Consider the following 17106-nt stretch of genomic DNA (forward strand, 5'->3'; position numbering starts at 1 on the left):
ATGTTGCCGCCATGAAACGTGACTTGCTGGGCAGAAAGCTGGTTGTCACCGGAGCGGCGCGCGGCATCGGCGAGAGGGTGGCCCGTCTGGCCATCGCCCGAGGCGCTCAGGTGACCTTGATCGGACTGGAGCCCGATCGGCTCCGTGACCTCGCCCGCGAGCTGGGCCCCGCCGCCTCCTGGCGTGAGGCCGATGTGCGCGACGGCACCGTCCTGCGGTCAGCGATCGACGAGGCCGCGGGGGTCATGGGCGGCATCGATCTCGTCGTCGCCAATGCCGGCGTCGTGGCGTACGGGACCGTGCGACAGACGGACGAGGCGTCGTTCGAGCGGGTCCTGGACATCAATCTGAACGGCGTCTTCCGGACCCTCAAGTACGTGACGCCCCATCTGGAGCGCAGCCGGGGACACGTGCTGGTCGTGGCGTCCGCGCTGTCCTTCATGCCGCTGGCGGCGATGGCCTCCTACGGCGCCAGCAAGGCCGCGGCCGAGCTGCTCGCCCTGACCTATCGCCAGGAGGTGGCGCACCTCGGCGTCACGGTCGGCCTGGTGCACCCCTCCTGGATCGACACGGATCTCGTCCGGGGCGCCGAGGCGGACCTCCCCTCGTTCCAGGGCCTGCGCAACCGGCTTCCCTACCCGGGCAATGTCACCACGAGTGCCGACCGGGCGGCTGCCGCGATCGTCGACGGGCTCGTGCGCCGCCGCAGCCGCGTATACGTCCCGCGCGCGGTCGCCGTGGCCAACTGGGCCAAGGCAGCGCTGAATTCGCCACTGGCCTGGCCATGGGCGAGGCGCTTCGCGGCCCGTGCCGTTCCGTCCCTCGAACGGGAGGTCGCGGCGCTGGGGAGGCATGACCAGCTCACGCCGGGCACCGGTACCTCTGCCGCGGAGACCGGGTCGCCCTAGTCGCACAGGAGTAGTCCCGCGCGGGACAGCGACCTGCCCTACCGACGTTCACCGACCTTGAACGATCGAGTCGTACAGGCGCGCGCCCGCCTCGTGCGAGGCTTCGGCCCGTTCCCGCTCGTCGCCCAGACCGACAGAGAAGTTCACGCCCATCGGCAGCAGCACCTGCATCACGGGGTCCTCGAACTCGCCGAAGTGCTCGGCCAGCTCAAGGGTGACGTACCCGTGGACCAGACTCCACAACTGGGCGGCTATGACTTCAGGTTCCTGCCGCTCGGCCCTGCCCGAGTCCACGAGCCGTCGGCATGCCGCGGTGATATGGACGTGGGCATCCCGGAAGGCCGGCGAATGTCCGCTCAAGCGAAGGTCCGCGTCCGACAGCGGCCGGTACGTCGCACGCGTGGACAGGCCGAACATCAGGTCGTACAGGTGAGGGTTATCGTGGGCCACTCGGCGGCAGGTCAAAGCCATGGCGAAGAGATCCGCGATCGGATCATCCGTCACCGGCACCTGAGCGAAGGCCGCGGCGAGCTCCCTGAAGCCGTGGTCGGCGACGGCCCGCATCAGTTCGGGGATCCCACCGAAGTGGCCGTAGACGACCATCGTCGACAGCCCGCTCGCGGACGCCACCGAACGCGCCTTGATGGCCGACGGCCCCTGTTCGGCCAGCAGGCCGACAGCGGCTCGCACAAGCCGCTCCGGTGCGTCATCGAGCCTCGGCCGCCCTGCCATGTCTCTCGCGCCTCCACCATTGACACTCTTGAAATAACTTGGTTATGTAACTCGTCACGGCAATAGTACACATCTCGAGTGACGTGCCGTTTCGGACACGGGCGCGCCTCCCCGGACGGGCTTTCACGCACTGTCCCAGATTCCTGGCGCCGGCAGCCCCTCCCTCACCCGCTTTGCACTCCCCCATGAACCCAGCACGGGAGCAGAATCCATGCCATACAAAGACAAGGGCCATCTGGAGATCGAGGACCGCGGAGCCGTCCTTGTCGTCCGGGTCGACGGCGGCCCGCACCAGTTGTTCGGCCTCGACATCGCCCATCAGCTGGACAAGCTGGTGAACCGGGTCGACCGCGATCCGAGCATCCGTGCCGTCGTCTTCACCGGGGCACATCCCGAGCGGTTCGTCAGCCATGCCGCGGTCCGGTGGCTGCAGGAAGAGGGCGCCGCGAGCCCGACGGTCGGCCGCCGCGGTGCCGCCGCCGTCGTACGCATGGCCAAGCACGTGGACCGGTCCCGTCTCCTCGGGCCCGTGATGCGCAGGACCCCGATGCGCGGGGCCCTCCAACTGGAGCGTCTGCACACGACCTTCCTCCGGATGAACGCCAGCGGTGTCCTCTTCGTCGCCGCCCTCAACGGTTCGGCTCTCGGCCTCGGCGCCGAGTTCGCCTGGGCCTGCGATCTTCGGGTCATGGCCGACGGGGACTTCTTCATCGGCCAGCCCGAAATCCTCCTCGGCATCATCCCGGGCGGAGGCGGCACCCAGCGGCTGACCCGCCTGATCGGCACCCACCGGTCCCTGGCCGCGATCCTCGAAGGCAAGCCGTTCACGCCCGCGGAGGCGCTCGCCAACGGGGCGGTCGACAAGGTCGTACCCCAGGACAAGGTCGTCGCGCAGGCGGTCGAGCTCGCGGAGCACTTCGGCCGACGGTCGAAGGGGTCGGTCGCGGCCGCCAAGAGGTCGGTCTACTTCGGCGGCTCGATGTCACTGGAGGACGGACTCCACGTCGAACGCGCCGAGTTCTTCACCAGAGTCATGTCGAAGGACGGTCAGGAACTGATGCTCGACTACATGAAGACGACGGACGCCACCGGCGAGCTCCCGCTCTACGACCCGGACACCTACGCCCAGGCGCTCGCCTCGGGCAGCGTGCCCGGGCACCGCTCCACGAAGACGACGCGGCGGTGAGCCGACGATGACCACTGCGCACTCCTTCACCCGCCACGACATCACCTTCCCCTCCGGCGACAGCACCTGTGCCGGATGGCTCTACCTCCCGACCGGCGTCACCTCCCCGCCCGTCGTCATCCTCGGGCACGGCCTCGGCGCCACCCGCGAGATGCGCCTGGACGCCTTCGCCGAGCGTTTCGCTCAGGCCGGCATCGCCGCCGTGGCCTTCACCTACCGGCACTTCGGCGACAGCGGCGGCCACCCTCGCCAGCTCCTGTCGATCAAGCGTCAACTCGCCGACTGGGACTCCGCCCTCGACTACGTCAAGGCCCGCCCCGACGTCGACCGCTCCCGCATCGCGGTGTGGGGCAGCTCCTTCGGCGGAGGCCACGCCATCACCGTCGCCTCTCGGCATCCCGAACTGCGCGCGGCCGTGTCCCAGTGCCCGTTCACCGATGGTCTCGCCTCCGCGCTCGCGCTCGGCCCGGTCGCCTCGCTCAGGATGACCCCCGTGCTCGCTCGGGACATGGCGGCCAGAGTGCGCGGCAAGGCACCCGCGATGGTTCCCATCGCCTCCGCCCCCGGTTCGCCGGCCCTCATGAACGCTCCGGACGCCCTGCCCGGATATCAGGCGCTGCAACCGGCGGGGACGACGTTCCGCAACGAGGTGGCGGCACGGGTCATTCCGACCATCGCCACCTACCGGCCCGGGCGTGCGGCGAAGAGGGTCGCCATGCCGATCCTCTTCTGCGTCAGCAACACCGACTCCGTCACGCCTCCCGCCCAGACCCTCCGGTACGCGCGCACCGCACCCCGGGGAGAGATCAAGAGGTACGACGCCGGCCACTTCGACTTCTACACCGGCGAGACCTTCGAGGCCCTGGTCCGCGACCAGATCGAGTTCCTCACCCGGCAGTTGCACCCCGCGCCGGCATCGACTCCTTGACCGGATCGCACAACACCGAGACAGGTACGCCCGCCATGAACTTCGCTTCACTGCCCGACCGTCGCGCCGCTCACGACCCCGATGGGGCAGCGGTCTCGGACGGGCGCCAGTCACTCACCAACACTCAGTTGCTGGACCGCGTCCGCGCGGCAGCGCATCAGCTCCAGGACCTCGGCATCGGTCCCGGCGATGTCGTGGCCCTCAAGCTGACGAACCGCATCGAGTTCGTACTGCTGTTGTTCGCCGCCTGGCGGATCGGCGCCACCATCACGCCGGTCAACCCGAGCATGACCGACGTCGAGGTGGACCGACAGGTCAAGGACTCCGGTGCGCGTCTGCTGGTGGTCGAAGACCACGCGGCGCCCGTCACGGACGGTACTGCCGTACTCGCCGTCGGCGCACTGCACAAGGAAGGGGTGAGTTCGGATCACGCACCGCATGTGGACCCGTCCGCGCTGGCTCTTCTCATATACACCAGCGGCACCACCGGGATGCCCAAGGGCGTGATGCTGGACCACGCCAACATCGACGCCATGACGGAGATGGGCCGCCTGTCCCTGGACATCGGGCCCGCCGACCGGTGCCTGCTGATCCTGCCGCTCTTCCACGTCAACGGCATCGTGGTCAGCATTCTCACGCCTCTTCTCGCGGGGGCGAGCGTCGTCATCGCGGGCCGCCGGTTCGACCCACACAGCTTCTTCGACCTCGTCGAGCAGGAGCGCCCCACCTTCTTCAGCGCCGTGCCGACGATCTACGGCATGCTCGCTGCGCTCCCGGACGACGTGCGGCCCGACACATCGTCGCTGAGGTTCGGAGTCTGTGGCGCCGCACCTGCCTCCGCCGAGCTGCTGAACCGGTTCGAAGCCCGGTACGGGTTCCCTCTTGTCGAGGGGTACGGCCTGTCCGAAGGAACCTGCGGGTCCACCGTCAACCCCGTCGCGGGCCCGCGACGGGCCGGCACCGTGGGACTTCCCTTCCCCGGCCAGGAGATTCGGATCGTCGACGCCGAAGGTACCGAGGTGGGGCCAGGCACGGACGGTGAGGTCCTCGTGAAGGGCCCCAACGTCATGCGTGGCTATCTCGGCCGCCCTGAGGAAACGGCCAGAGTCATCGTCGACGGCTGGTTGCACACGGGCGATGTGGGTCACCTCGACGCCGACGGCTATCTGACCCTGGTCGGGCGCTCGAAGGACATGATCATCCGTGGTGGGGAGAACATCTACCCCAAGGAAATCGAGGACGTCCTCACAGGCGACCCGTCGGTGCTCGAAGCCGCCGTGATCGGCGTACCCGACGAGAAGTGGGGAGAGGTGGTCGTGGCCTACATACAGCCGCGACCAGGCGTGACCGTCGATCTGACGGTGCTGCGGGAGCTCTGTGCGCGCAGCCTCACCGGCTTCAAGTGTCCGACCGGGTTCTTCGTGGTAGAGGCCATAGCGAAGAACGCGGTCGGGAAGATCGACAAAGCCTCCTTGCGCGCTGCCCACGTCGCGGCTTCCTGAGATTCACCGCGCGCCGAGCCTGGATGCCCAGGCAGCGCATATCCGACAGCGCGGCCGCGGGGGACGCTTCGGCGGGTGTCCGGGTCTCGGCGAGGATCTGACTGAGTGGCGGCCCAACCGGAAGCAACTGGGCCGCCCCTCGGTTCGGGAGGCTGCTCGGACGACTCGCCCCGGCCGGCCAGTGAGACTGTGGACCCGCAGGGGCGCCGCTCTCGTCACGGTGGCAGGGTCACCGACTCGCCTCGTCGTCCAGGAACGACCGCAAATGGCCCAGCAGCGCCTCCGGTTGCTCTTCCGGGATGAAGTGGCCGCACTCCGGGATTTCCGCTCCGGTGACGTCGTCCGCGTAGGCGCGCCAGATCTCCAGCGTCGGCAGGCGGGAGGGCAGCCCTGCGGAACCCCAGAGCGCCAGTACCGGCATGGTGAGGCGGCGGCCCTCGGCGGCGTCGATGTCGTCGAGGGCGACGTCCTGCTCCATGGCGCGGTAGTCGTCGAAACTCGCGCGCATGGCACCCGGGCGGGAGAAGGCTCGGACATATCCCTCGACCGCTTCGGGTGTCAGCCCGTGCCGGTTGTAGGTCCACCGCTCGAAGAAGTACTCGAGATACCCGCGTATGTCGTGCCCCACGAGCCGCTCGGGAAGGTCGGGCTGCATCTGGAACAGCCAGTGCCAGTACCCGGAGGCGAGCGAGGCGTCCAGCCGGCGGAACATCTCCCGGGTCGGCACGATGTCGAGCACAGCCAGCCGTTCCACCTGCTCGGGGCGGTCCAGCGCCCAGCGGTGCCCCACGCGGGCGCCCCGGTCGTGACCCACGACGGCGGTCGTCTCGAAGCCGAGTGCTTCGACGAGGCCCGCCATGTCGGCGGCCATCCGCCGTTTGTCGTATCCGGTCGAGGGCTTGTCGCTCAGGCCGTAGCCACGCAGGTCGGGTGCCACAACGGTGTGGTCGGCGGCAAGATCCGCCAGCACCGGTTGCCAGCAGTCGGAGGTCTGCGGCCAGCCGTGGAGCAGGACGAGCAGAGGACCGGATCCCGCCCGGAGGTAGTGCAGGCGGACCCCGTCCACCTGCGTCACGCCCGTGGTCACAGTGGGCTGTCCCATGGCTGCGCCTCCTCGGCATGAACTAACCCTCTTAGGGGGTTAAACCTAGCGTGCAGAATGAAGGCGTGGCAACGAACGACACGTGGATCTGGGACGGCGGGCGAGTCTGTCTGGACTTCACCAACACCCTCCGCCACCGGTGGCGACCCACGCCGGGGGAGACGCTCCGGAATCCGGGCGATCTCACCCTCTGGCTTCAGCGGGCCGGACTGCTCACGCCGGGCATCCCGGATCCCGTGGATGCCGCCGTGCTGGCATCGGGCCGACGGCTGCGCGAGGCGGTCGACCGGGCCGTACTCGCGGTATCCGACGGCCGGCTGCCCTCCTCCAGCGACGTCGTGCTGCTCAACGGATCGGCAGCACAGGCGCCCCGGCCGGCGCCGCAAATCGTCATCAAAGGCGGCCACTTGGAGCCCGCCGACACCACGACCATGGCACCTGATCCCGCGACCGCGCTGGCACTGATCGCGCAAGACGCCGTAGACCTGCTCCTGTCGAGCGAGATCCGGCGCGTACGCGTGTGCGGCGCGGACACGTGCGCCCTACGCTTCCTGGACCGCTCCCCCGCCCACAACCGCCGCTGGTGCTCGATGTCCCGCTGCGGCAACCGCACCAAAGTCCGCCTCCACCAGGCCCGAGCCAGACGGGGTGAGCGCACCCCGGCGGACTGAGCCCCCCGGACTCCTGCCGCCACCGCGCTCAGCTCACTCCGCGGGCCTCAGACGAAATGCGGGGCCGGGGACACTCTCGATGTCCTCCGCTTGCACGGCGTGGCCGCGTTCGCAGCGGATCTGGGCATCGACGTGCGCACCGCATCCGCGGTGTCGCGTCAGTACGGCCGGGCCCTCCGGGTCGGCGCGGTAGCGGTCGCCCCACTGCAGGAGCCCCATCACGGCCGGGACCAGATCCACGCCCTTGGGTGTGATCACGTACTTCGGCCGACTCCGCGAACCCGGCTCCTTGTAGGTCTCGGTGGCCAGGATCCCTTCCTCGACAAGCATCCGGAGCCGGGCAGCGAGAAGGTTCCGGGGACAGCCGAGGACCCGTTCGAAGTCACTGAAGCGGGACGAGCCGTACCAGACCTCGCGCAGGATCAGGATCGTCCACTTCTCACCCACGACCTCAAGGGTCCGGGCGATCGAGCAGTTCGACATGTCCCGGTCGAGTCGGGTGTCCCTGCCGGCGTCCTGAAGAGCTTCGGTCCTCGCATCCATGGGGGTGATTCTAACCCGACATGAGTTTACTTTTCTATACTCAGCAAGTAGCGTCATGACCACCCGCAGGCGACCGAGAAGATCACGTGGAAAGGCGGCCGGCATGAAGGCATTCGTCGTCGAGAAGTACGGCAAGGACGGCGTGCGCGCCGCCGAGGTACCCGAGCCCAGCGTCGGTGACCGCGATGTTCTGGTCAGGGTGAGCGCCGCGAGCATCAACCCGCTGGACAAGATGGTCCGTAACGGGGAGTTCAAACAGCTGTTGAAGTACAAGCCTCCGTTCGTGCTCGGTCATGACGTGGCCGGCGTCGTGACGCGGGTCGGTTCCGCCGTGCGCGGCCTCGAAGTCGGCGACGAGGTCTACGCCCGTCCGCGCGACCTGCGGATCGGAGGCTTCGCGGAGTACATCGCGATCGACATGGACGACGTCGCGCCCAAGCCGGCCTCGCTCACCCCGCAGGAGGCGGCCGCGGTGCCGCTGGTGGCCCTGGCCGCGTGGCAGATCCTCGTAGACCAGGCCCATGTGAAGCCGGGTCAGAAGGTGCTCGTCCACGCCGGTGCCGGCGGTCTCGGATCGACGGTCATCCAGCTCGCCAAACACCTCGGTGCCACCGTGGCGACGACCGCGAGCACTGATTCCGAGAAGCTGGTCCGAAGCCTCGGTGCCGACGTCGTCGTCGACTACACCAAGGAGGACTTCTCCAAGGTGCTGTCCGGCTACGACCTGGTGCTGGACGCCGTGGGCGGGGCGAACCTGGAGAAGTCGCTGACCGTGCTGAAGCCCGGCGGCCTGGCTGTCAGCGTCGTGGGCCCGCCGGACGCCGGGTTCGCCAGGCAGCTCGGCGCTCCCTCCTTCCTGGGGCTGGTCATGAACGTGCTCAGTCGCAAGATCCGCAAGCAGGCGAAGGCCCTGGGCGTTCGCTACCAGTTCTTCTTCATGCAGGCCAATGGCTCCCAGTTGCGCGAGCTCGGCGCCCTCTACGACAGCGGGAAGCTCCGCCCGGTCATCGACAGCACCTTCCCGTTCGATCAGACGCTCGAGGCGATGGCGTACGTCGAGCAAGGTCGCACCAAGGCCGGCAAGGTCGTGGTCTCGATGACGCCCGACAGCAACTGAGATCAGGCCGGCCACACGGCATCCTCCTGGCATGATCACGCGGGGCCGACGACGCGACGGCAGGGGCGAGAGATGCTCGCCGCACCGGGCGGAACAACAACGACGGCTCGCGTGTCTCGACGCTCATGACGGACACGGGAGTTGTCCGGGGAACGGCGCCCTCTGCTCCGACCCCGAATCCGAGGGCTGCCGGCGGCCGCGACAGTCTGCGGAGCCCCGTGCCCCGCGTGCCTTGTTGTCGCGCGCCTTTGGTTATGCGCTGTTGAGCTGTCCACGGACTATCGTCCAGCGTCATGTCGATCACCGGTTGGCGAGCGCATTTCTCCCGTCGAGACCTGGCGTGGCCGCGCGAAAAGACCGCGTTCATGCGGGAGTTCAGCTCCCTGTTCGCCGATCTCGGTGAGGGGTTGGACGATCTGGGGGTGCCCGAGGGGCAGCCGTTCCTGATCAGCCCGGCGGGCGGGTACGACGCGGCGCTGAACCGGTATTTCTCGGTGTGGCCGGCGTCTTCGCCGTGGAACACCCAGGCCGCCCATGCCCGGGACCTGCGCACGTACTTCGACTTCCTGTGGTTCGCGCGAGGCAGGCGGGACTGGCGCGATGCGTCCATGGACGACCGGGCGGCGTTCGAGTGGCGGCGGCGTCGTGACGAGCGTGGATCTCGTTCGGAAGACACGGGTGGGGACCGGGAGGTGTCCACGGTCAACCGGTTCTACCTGTGAGCGATCGAGCAGAACCTCGTCAGGGCCAGTCCCATCCGTCAGCGCGCGGCTTCGGTGTGGTCGCCGTGGCGGGACGGGGCTGGCGGCACGATGGTGCGGCAAGTGCCAGCCGAGACGTCGCACATGGGGCCACGACGCGAGGTGAAGTGGCCGCCACCGAAGTCGTATCGGCTTTGGCGCAATGTCGGGCTGTGCGGCTTCGACTCGAAGGAGATGCCAAGGCGCGGGTTCCGTGGGAGTGCGCGGCGCGGAACGCGGCGTACGCGGATTCGACGGTCCGTACGGGGCTGCGGTTGTGCGAGCACTCGGCGCTGACGGTGTTCGACCTACCGGAGCTGCCGCCTGCGGCGTCAGGGATCGTCAACGCGCGAGCGGTGCTGCCGCACGCGATCTCCAAGGGGAGGTCGGGCCGGGCGGTGTACTGGCCGGTGCCGGTGCTGCGAGATGTGCGCGACTACATCGAGTGGGACCGGGCCGAGATGCTCGACTATGGGCGCTCGCGCGGCTTCTCCCTCCCGACGCGCCGGTCGCTGCTGGTGGAGGACCCGGCCGCGCCCCGGGCGCGGGGGGTGGCCGGCGGGTGCCGGTGGCCCGCCTGGATGCGGAGCAGCGGCGCCGGCTGCTGGTGACGACGGCCGATGGCAGGTGGGAGCCGGCGATGGTGTGGCTGAATTAGTGGGGCCTGCCGATGACGCTGTCCGGGTGGAAGCAGGTCCCGATGATCAAGGAATCACCGGACAGCGGACGAGATCCAGACCGGCGTTGCGCTGATGACCGAGCTCGGGCTGTTCGGCGCCGGCGGTCGGGCCCGGTACGACCCTCGTCTCGACGAGCGGAGCCTCTGGGACTGGTCCGGCGACTCTCCCTGCCGCCCCCGGGCCGACTCGCCCAGCAGACCGGCCCGGGGCACGCTGGAAGGAGCGGCGTCGCCCACGTCGTCCAGGCCGGCAGCGAGGACGTCGAGTGGCTCTACCCGGACACCACGATCGAGCGGATCCCCGCCCAGTGGCTGGAACTCAGGCGCTCCTCGTCGTGGTCACCGACGGCGCGGCCGGCGCCCACGTCTTCCACGCCCGTGCGGCACGAATCAGCCGTCCCGGCCGGAAGGTCGCGGTGGTGGACACCGTGGGAGCGGGCACGGCAGCCGGGCGATGGCGCACCCCGCCTCGATCACGCAGGATGCGCCTACCTCAGCCAGCCGCTCCGGCGGCCGGGGTCCGGCCTGCCGGATTCTCGCGCAGCTGGTCAGGCCGGCGAAATCGGCGACGATCCGTTGGCCGGACTGTCTTCCGTTTCGACCACGGGGGCGTAGGGGACTCCATGGCCTGGGAAGGTGTGCGTGTCGCATTCCGGGGATCCGGTGAGCCTGCGGCCCGTCATCACGGACCAGGCGTCAGCGACTGCACCGAAGCCCCGCAGGCGTTACTCGTCGAGGAACTGAATGGCGTGCTTCAGGAACCGCTCGGGATACTGGAACTGCGCTCCATGCCCGGCATCGGGGTAGATCAGCAGCTGAGCGTTGGGGATGTTCTGGGCGAGGTGCCAGGAGTTGATCGAGGCGATCATCACGTCGTTCTCGCCGTTGAGGACCAGCGTCGGCTGGGTGATCGCGTTCAGGTGGGCGTAGGGGTTCTCGCCCGGCAGCGGTTCCGCGTAGGCGATGGTCGCTTCGAACTGCGCCTGTGCGACCGCGGGCGAGCTCGGCGGGTCCTGGTCGGCCCGCTGGTGGCGGCGCTCCCAGAAGGCCTTGCCCGCTTGCTTCGCGGCTTCCGAGCGGCCGAAGAACAGGAAGAGGAAGTCCTCCAGGGTGGGGACCGGGTTCAGGGCGTACTGAGGCACCTGGGGGTCACTTGTCGGGTCCCCGCCTCGGAGGCCGGTGCCGAGCAGGAGGAGCTTGCGCACCAGCTGGGGGTGGCGCAGTGTGACCTCCTGCACCTGGTAACCGCCGAGCGAGAAGCCGAGCAGGTCGACCTGCTCCAGCCCCAGCGCCCGGATGACCGCGGCGATGTCGTCGGCCATGTCCTCCATCCGGTTACGCGGCGTGCCCGATGACGAGGCGATGCCGCGGCCGTTGAACAGGATGACCTCACGGCCTTCGGCCAGGCCGTCGGTGAGCAGCGGGTCCCAGTTGTCCATCCCCCCGCGGAAGTGCTGGACCAGGAAGATCGGGACGTCCGAGGGCTTGCCCCAGCGCCGGTAGGCGAACCGGTCGCCGTCGACCTCGATGTACTGAGTCGGTGCGGTCACATGCGTGTCACTCATGGCCTGAGCCTTTCTGGAGGGGGTGAGCAATACGATGACGATCGTCATCTAAAAAGTCAAGCTCTTTGATGTCGATCGACATCTATGTATGCTGGACCGTCGAGCGTCGACCGACGAAGGGACGGCTGGACATGCGGGTCACCAAGGCACAGGCAGAGCAGAACCGTGCCCACATCGTCGCGACAGCCTCCAGGCTGTTCCGGGAGCGCGGCTATGACGGTGTCGGCGTGGCGGAACTGATGGCAGCCGCCGGGTTCACTCATGGAGGGTTCTACAAGAACTTCCGCTCCAAGGCCGACCTGATGGCCGAAGCGTCCGCGAGCGGGCTCTCACAGACCGCGGCACGGACAGAAGGCCTGGACGCCGCCGAGTTCGTCGAGCGCTACGTCTCCCGGGAACATCGCGACGGGCGCGGTGACGGCTGCACCATCGCGGCCCTCAGCGGGGACGCTGCACGCCAGCCGGCGGACATCAAAACAGAGTTCGCAGCCGGGATCGAGAATCTGCTGACGGCCCTTCAGGCCCAGAGTGACACGCCGAGGGACGCGGACCAGCGCGCGACCCGCACCATGGTGATCGACATGCTCGCCCACTCGGTCGGCGCGATCATGTTGTCGCGGGCATGCCCGGACGGTTCTCCGCTGGCGGACGAAATCCTCGATGTCTGCCGCAAGGAGATTCTCGCGTCACTGGCACAGGGCAACAGCGACCAGCCGGCGGCAAGGAGTCCAGAATCCTGACCGCAGCCGACCGACGCAAACCCAGCTCAGTACCATGCGCAGCACGAGGCCGGCTCCCAGTCGCCTCGGTACGAACACCGGCAGGACCACCCCGCCGCCCTTTCGGGCGATCTTCTTCAACGCGCGGTCCAGGCGCGGGGCACGGGCGGCCAGCAGACCCACGACCTCGCGCACCCACCGGCTCACGTGGCGCGGTGCACCCCGTTCCCGCCGGCCAGATCGCCGGGCCGCTGGTCACAGCGCAGCACCGCCAGCACCATGACTGCCGCCGGGGGCCCGCCCGTACGGCCTGCCCGCGCAGTTACGAGCGTGCGGTGAACCGGCCGTCGGGCCGCTTGTGCAGCCAGCCGCGGTCGGCGAGCTTGGTCATCTTCGCCCGCAAAGGCTCCAGCTTGCCGCGCACCGAGGCATCCAGGCCCAGCCGCTCACCGACCGCCCTGACCTGCACTGGCCCGTCGGCCTCCCGCACGATCGCCAGGAGCTTGCGGTAGTCACCGGGCAGCGCGCCCTCGTCGGCCGCGTCGCTGCGGTGCGGGATGAGCAGGACCGCTCGCCCGGCCACCTTCACCGGTACCGGAGCGCCAGAATCGGCCGCCTCGGCGTCGGCGTGGGCCTGCTCGGCCAGGCGGTTCAACACCCGCTCGGCGATCGCCAGTTCGTCCCGCTCGACCTCGACCTCCTGAAGCTGCTGGGTCAACTGCTCGACGAGGGCGTTCAGTTCGCTCCGGCGCGTGGTGATCCACCGCCGCTCCTGCATCTCCGCGCCCTCCCGCGTTCTCATGGCGTGCCGACCTGCTGACGGATCGCAGGCAGGGGTCGGAGGCAGGCGCAGCCGAACCCGGCATCCCGCCGGAACCGGACCGGCCCGATGATCTACGCCATGGTCATCGGCCGCCGACCGGCGCGATCACCCCACTCGTCACTCACACAGAGCCGCGACCTGCGACTTCACGATGCACACCACTCAGTGGTGGAGTGGCGCGGCGGCCACGCCCACGAGTTCCACGCCGCATGACGTCCGGGCGGCGGCAGCGGCCGGGCAGGGTGGTCCTGCCCGGCCGCGCTGGCTACTCCCAGGGCCGTGGCAGCGCGTTCCACAGGGCTCGGAGCCAGTCGGGCGGGTGATGGCGCGTGGTGTGGTCCAGGCGGTGGCGGCTCGGGGGTGTTGTAGCAGGCGCTGGTGGGTGTGGTGCGCGGCGGCGAGTACGGACACGCCTTGGGTGTGGACGGTGGAGGTGAGTCGCAGGTCGGGAGTGGCTAGTTGGTGGCGCGGGCACATCAGCCGATGCAGTGACGGGTGGAGCCACGCGGAGTCGGTGGCGCCGTTTCGGGGACCTTGACCTACTCCTGGCGTCGTTCGACACGGCCCACAGTGATCACGCCACCGCACGCGGCGCCCTCGTCGACTTCTACCTGTCGGCCGAGCACCGTGACCAGCCGGGCACCGGTTGCCCCTCCGCCGGATTCGCAGGGGACATGGCTCGCGAGGCCACAGCCGGGAAGGTACGCAAGACGTACGCGGCCGGAGTCCAGGAATTCGCCGCGTGGATGTCCACAGACGCCGACGACGGCCTTCCCATGGTGGCCACCCTGGTCGGCGCGATCCTGCTGGCCCGCGCCACGGCGGGCACAGAGCTGTCGGAGAAGATCCTGGAATCGACCCACAAAGCCCTGACCGCACCACACGGGCTCCGACCCGGACTCCTGGGAACAGGGACTGTGGGAGTGGGACTCGACGCCACGTAGGCAGGCAATCTCCGGAATCCCAGCAGCACGCGGTGGCGGTAGCCCTCCGGCCGGCCGCCCCACCCGTCCAGTGATGCCGGCATGGGCAGCAACGGCCGGATGACCTGTCATTTGGGGATTCGGGCCATGCCGCAGCCGAGGACTGCCCGGATGGTCACCTGGGCCTGAGGCTGGGCCGCGCTTCAGCGAGGCAGCAGGACGTCGACCTGCCTGCGGATGTCCTGCACGATCTCCTCGACGCTCAAGGCGATGTTCACGCTCGCCGCCATGCTGAGGAACATCACGGCGGACACGATGTGTGCCAGCGTCGCGGCGTCGCCCTCTGCGACCCGCTCGTCTCGGCGCAGCACGGCGGCGACGGCCTCCTCGGTCTGCGCGACGATGGCCAGTGCCGCGCCGTGCCGGGGCTCCTCGGGGTCGCCGAAGACCATCTCTCGCAGGTAGGTGCGTCCGTTGTCGATCTGGATGCGGTTGCACTCGACGATCGGCCGGACGATCGCCAGCACCGCGTCCAGCACGCCGGGGACGGTCTCGGCGTCCGCCCGGCCCTGCTCAAGTGCTTCGACGTACTTGGCGTTCTGCACGAGCAGGAGGAGTTCGCCCTTGGTCTTGGCGTAGAGGAACAGGGTCCCGGTGCCGATGTCGGCCTTGTCGGCGATCTGCTGGGTCGTGACCTCATCGATGCCGTGTTCGGCGAACAGCTCAGTGGCGGCGGCGACAATGCGGTCGAACTTCTCCTGCTTGTTCCGCTCGCGCCGTCCGACAGGCATGGCGGTGTCCTCCAGGAATAGATTCTGACTGTAATCAGTTGTGATTGTACTCAATACCGTGTGAGATCGAATGTGGCTCCGCTCATTCTCCCATCGCGGGGCGAGGAGTCATCGCTCCATCCGTGCGCAGCCACGCACTTCACATCCCCTGGTAAAGAAGGAACACCAATGCCCTCTCTCGACGGATCTGTCGTCCTCGTCACCGGCGCCAATGGCGGTATCGGCACCCACTTCGTCCACGACGCCCTGGCACGCGGCGCCGCCAAGGTCTACGCCACCGCCCGTTCCCCCCGCGCCTGGGACGACGAACGCATCGTCCCCCTGCCCCTGGACGTCACCGACCCCGCGTCGATCGACGCGGCCGTCGCCGCCGCGGCGGACGTCACCGTGCTCGTCAACAACGCGGGCGCCATCCCGCCGAGCGCGAGCCTGCTGGACGTCACCGAGACGGACATCCGGGCGAACATGGAGACGAACTTCTTCGGGCCGGTCCTCCTCGCCCGCGCCTTCGCACCGGTCCTCGCCGCCAAGAAGGGGTCAATCCTCGTCGACGTGCACTCCGTTGCCAGCTGGTATGCCTTCGGCGGCGCCTACAGCGCGTCCAAGGCCGCACTGTGGTCGGCCACCAACTCGCTGCGCATCGAGCTCGCACCCCTGGGCGTCCACGTGACGGGCGTGCACATGGGCTACGTCGACACCCCTATGGCCGCACACAGCGACGGACCCAAGATGCTGCCGACGCAACTGGTGACGGCGGTCTACGACGCGGTCGAGGCCGACGAGTACGAGGTCTTGGCCGACGAGTTGACCCAGGGGGTCAAGGCGGCTCTGAGCGGCCCGGTCGAGGCGCTCTACCCGGACCTGCGCAGCACGAACGCCTGAGCTCTACTTCGGTCCCGATGTGATCTCCCTCAGCAGCGCGGCACCATCGTGAGGACAGAGCATCGCGGCTGTCGGACCACGGGCGCAGGCAGTGCCAGGTGCCGCGAGTTCACCCTGGTCGCTATCGCTGTCGGCGTCGGTGAAACTCGGACAGACCATGCCCGGCGAGCGCTTCGTCGAGCATCGTCCGGTGCGGTTCGCCCAGCGACCGCCGGCGCACTCCCCGACACCATCCGCAGCCCTGTCGGCGTACAGGCCGCGCCACTGGGTGGTGAGCCCTGATCAGTCGGGCTGTCCCCCGACGCGGGCGCCGACGGACTCGAATTCGCCGGCGAACCAGGTGGGACTCGCGACAGAACGAGCACGGCCGCGGCATCTGCTGCGTACGTGCTCGCTTGCTGCCGGGTGTCAGCGTTGCTGGTTGGCGACGCCGATGTGGTGCCCGAGCCGGTACTCGAAGTCGATGCCGGCCTGTTCGGCGACGGCCTGCGTGCCTGCGGCCCGGGTGAGGAAACCGGGGAGGGTGAGGGAGTGGGCGAACTCGCCGTACGCGGCGACCAGGTCCGCGTCCGGGGGCAGGGATGCCCGGTTGATCTGGGCTTTGGCCGAGGCGAGTGAGGTGCGGTCGAAGGAGGCGAGTCGGGCGGCGACGGTGCCGACGAAGGCGTCGAGTTCGCTGTCGGGGAGGGCGCGGGTGACCCAACCCCAGCGTTCGGCGGTCTCGGCGTCGTAGTCGTCGCTGGTGAGGATGGCTTCCAGGGCGCGGTCGCGTCCGATGGCCCGGGGCAGGCGTTCGCTGCCACCACCGCCGGGCAGCAGTCCGCTGCCGACCTCGGGCTGTCCGAAGATCGCCTTCTCACGACTGGCGTAGCGCAGATCGAGGGCGAGGGCGAACTCGTTCCCGCCGCCGCGGGTGCGTCCACGGATGGCCGCGATCGTGATGTACGGCGCTTTGGAGAGTTCCAGGACCAGATTCGTCCATGCCGGCACCGCGTCCGGGTTCTCGGGGGCGGGGAAGTCGGCGGCGGCGGCCAGGTCGAAGTGGTTGTAGAAGAAGTCGGGGGTGGCGCTGTCGAACAGCACGACCTGGATGTCCGGGTCGGTGGCCAGTTCGGTGACGATCTCGATGAGGCGCAGGACTGTCTCGCCGGCGATGAGGTTGACGGGCGGGTTGGCGAAGGTGATCTTCGCGATCTGCGGTGAGGTGCGCTCGTAGTGGATGGTGCTCTGCTGCTCGCTCATGGTTGGCTCCAGATGCGTGAGGGGTAACAGACGGCGACGGGGGCGCGAGGAGG

At 68.9% G+C, this 17106-nt stretch carries 18 protein-coding genes and 1 pseudogene; 11 read left to right on the top strand and 8 right to left on the bottom strand.

Annotated elements, in window-relative coordinates:
• The first annotated feature begins 11 nt into the window (after nt 1-11).
• Nucleotides 12-908, top strand: a complete 897-nt coding sequence (locus OG736_RS04990) for an SDR family oxidoreductase (protein ID WP_327181333.1) — start codon at nt 12-14, stop codon at nt 906-908.
• 48 nt (nt 909-956) lie between these two features.
• On the opposite strand, the gene OG736_RS04995 is transcribed toward OG736_RS04990, so the two are convergent.
• A complete protein-coding gene (locus OG736_RS04995; RefSeq protein WP_327181334.1) occupies nt 957-1640 on the bottom strand; it encodes a TetR/AcrR family transcriptional regulator in 684 nt (227 codons plus the stop codon).
• A 211-nt stretch (nt 1641-1851) separates the two neighbouring features.
• On the opposite strand from OG736_RS04995, the gene OG736_RS05000 reads away from it, so the two are divergent.
• From OG736_RS05000 to OG736_RS05010, 3 genes are read left to right on the top strand one after another with little or no spacing between them, the layout of a single operon-like run.
• The gene (locus OG736_RS05000; RefSeq protein ID WP_037802689.1) at nt 1852-2826 is read left to right on the top strand and encodes an enoyl-CoA hydratase/isomerase family protein; all 975 of its coding nucleotides are present in this window, start codon (nt 1852-1854) and stop codon (nt 2824-2826) included.
• A 7-nt stretch (nt 2827-2833) separates the two neighbouring features.
• Nucleotides 2834-3754 carry an alpha/beta hydrolase gene (locus OG736_RS05005; protein WP_327181335.1) on the top strand — a complete coding sequence of 307 codons (921 nt, stop codon included), beginning with the start codon at nt 2834-2836 and terminating at the stop codon, nt 3752-3754.
• Nucleotides 3755-3789: 35 nt separating this feature from the next.
• A complete protein-coding gene (locus OG736_RS05010; protein ID WP_327181336.1) occupies nt 3790-5256 on the top strand; it encodes a class I adenylate-forming enzyme family protein in 1467 nt (488 codons plus the stop codon).
• Between the two features lie 229 nt (nt 5257-5485).
• On the opposite strand, the gene OG736_RS05015 is transcribed toward OG736_RS05010, so the two are convergent.
• On the bottom strand, nt 5486-6358 hold the full coding sequence (locus tag OG736_RS05015; RefSeq protein WP_327181337.1) for an alpha/beta fold hydrolase: 873 nt from the start codon (nt 6356-6358) through the stop codon (nt 5486-5488).
• A 65-nt stretch (nt 6359-6423) separates the two neighbouring features.
• Between OG736_RS05015 and OG736_RS05020 the strand changes: the two genes are divergently transcribed.
• Complete coding sequence (locus OG736_RS05020) at nt 6424-7029, top strand: CGNR zinc finger domain-containing protein (RefSeq protein WP_327181338.1); 606 nt, start codon at nt 6424-6426, stop codon at nt 7027-7029.
• A 33-nt stretch (nt 7030-7062) separates the two neighbouring features.
• Here the strand turns inward: OG736_RS05020 and OG736_RS05025 are convergent, their stop codons facing one another.
• Nucleotides 7063-7572, bottom strand: a complete 510-nt coding sequence (locus OG736_RS05025; RefSeq protein WP_327181339.1) for a winged helix-turn-helix transcriptional regulator — start codon at nt 7570-7572, stop codon at nt 7063-7065.
• A 103-nt stretch (nt 7573-7675) separates the two neighbouring features.
• On the opposite strand from OG736_RS05025, the gene OG736_RS05030 reads away from it, so the two are divergent.
• From OG736_RS05030 to OG736_RS05040, 3 genes are all read left to right on the top strand, one after another.
• Nucleotides 7676-8689 carry an NADP-dependent oxidoreductase gene (locus tag OG736_RS05030; protein ID WP_286247902.1) on the top strand — a complete coding sequence of 338 codons (1014 nt, stop codon included), beginning with the start codon at nt 7676-7678 and terminating at the stop codon, nt 8687-8689.
• Nucleotides 8690-8982: 293 nt separating this feature from the next.
• Nucleotides 8983-9411, top strand: a complete 429-nt coding sequence (locus OG736_RS05035; protein ID WP_327181340.1) for a hypothetical protein — start codon at nt 8983-8985, stop codon at nt 9409-9411.
• 191 nt (nt 9412-9602) lie between these two features.
• On the top strand, nt 9603-10040 hold the full coding sequence (locus OG736_RS05040) for a hypothetical protein (protein WP_327181341.1): 438 nt from the start codon (nt 9603-9605) through the stop codon (nt 10038-10040).
• Between the two features lie 793 nt (nt 10041-10833).
• Here OG736_RS05040 and OG736_RS05045 read toward each other — a convergent pair.
• The gene (locus OG736_RS05045; protein ID WP_327181342.1) at nt 10834-11673 is read right to left on the bottom strand and encodes an alpha/beta fold hydrolase; all 840 of its coding nucleotides are present in this window, start codon (nt 11671-11673) and stop codon (nt 10834-10836) included.
• 68 nt (nt 11674-11741) lie between these two features.
• Here OG736_RS05045 and OG736_RS05050 point away from each other — a divergent pair, with 68 nt between their 5' ends.
• Nucleotides 11742-12413 (top strand): TetR/AcrR family transcriptional regulator, encoded by a 672-nt coding sequence (locus OG736_RS05050; protein ID WP_327181343.1) that lies wholly within the window; start codon nt 11742-11744, stop codon nt 12411-12413.
• An 81-nt stretch (nt 12414-12494) separates the two neighbouring features.
• Here the strand turns inward: OG736_RS05050 and OG736_RS05055 are convergent.
• Together OG736_RS05055 and OG736_RS05060 are read right to left on the bottom strand one after the other, a co-directional pair.
• A pseudogene (locus OG736_RS05055) lies at nt 12495-12679 on the bottom strand (IS5/IS1182 family transposase); the annotation flags it as partial.
• Between the two features lie 35 nt (nt 12680-12714).
• Nucleotides 12715-13170, bottom strand: coding sequence for a hypothetical protein (locus tag OG736_RS05060; RefSeq protein ID WP_327187521.1), 456 nt, complete (start codon nt 13168-13170; stop codon nt 12715-12717).
• Between the two features lie 719 nt (nt 13171-13889).
• Between OG736_RS05060 and OG736_RS05065 the strand changes: the two genes are divergently transcribed.
• Nucleotides 13890-14159 (top strand): hypothetical protein, encoded by a 270-nt coding sequence (locus OG736_RS05065; protein ID WP_327181344.1) that lies wholly within the window; start codon nt 13890-13892, stop codon nt 14157-14159.
• A 182-nt stretch (nt 14160-14341) separates the two neighbouring features.
• Here the strand turns inward: OG736_RS05065 and OG736_RS05070 are convergent, their stop codons facing one another.
• A complete protein-coding gene (locus tag OG736_RS05070) occupies nt 14342-14929 on the bottom strand; it encodes a TetR/AcrR family transcriptional regulator (protein WP_327181345.1) in 588 nt (195 codons plus the stop codon).
• Nucleotides 14930-15097: 168 nt separating this feature from the next.
• Here OG736_RS05070 and OG736_RS05075 point away from each other — a divergent pair, with 168 nt between their 5' ends.
• Nucleotides 15098-15811, top strand: coding sequence for an SDR family oxidoreductase (locus tag OG736_RS05075; protein ID WP_327181346.1), 714 nt, complete (start codon nt 15098-15100; stop codon nt 15809-15811).
• 408 nt (nt 15812-16219) lie between these two features.
• On the opposite strand, the gene OG736_RS05080 is transcribed toward OG736_RS05075, so the two are convergent.
• Nucleotides 16220-17053 (bottom strand): enoyl-CoA hydratase/isomerase family protein, encoded by an 834-nt coding sequence (locus OG736_RS05080; protein ID WP_327181347.1) that lies wholly within the window; start codon nt 17051-17053, stop codon nt 16220-16222.
• Between the last annotated feature and the right edge of the window lie 53 nt (nt 17054-17106).

Origin of the sequence: Streptomyces sp. NBC_01334, from assembly GCF_035983595.1 — a bacterium.
Lineage (GTDB): Bacteria > Actinomycetota > Actinomycetes > Streptomycetales > Streptomycetaceae > Streptomyces > Streptomyces coriariae.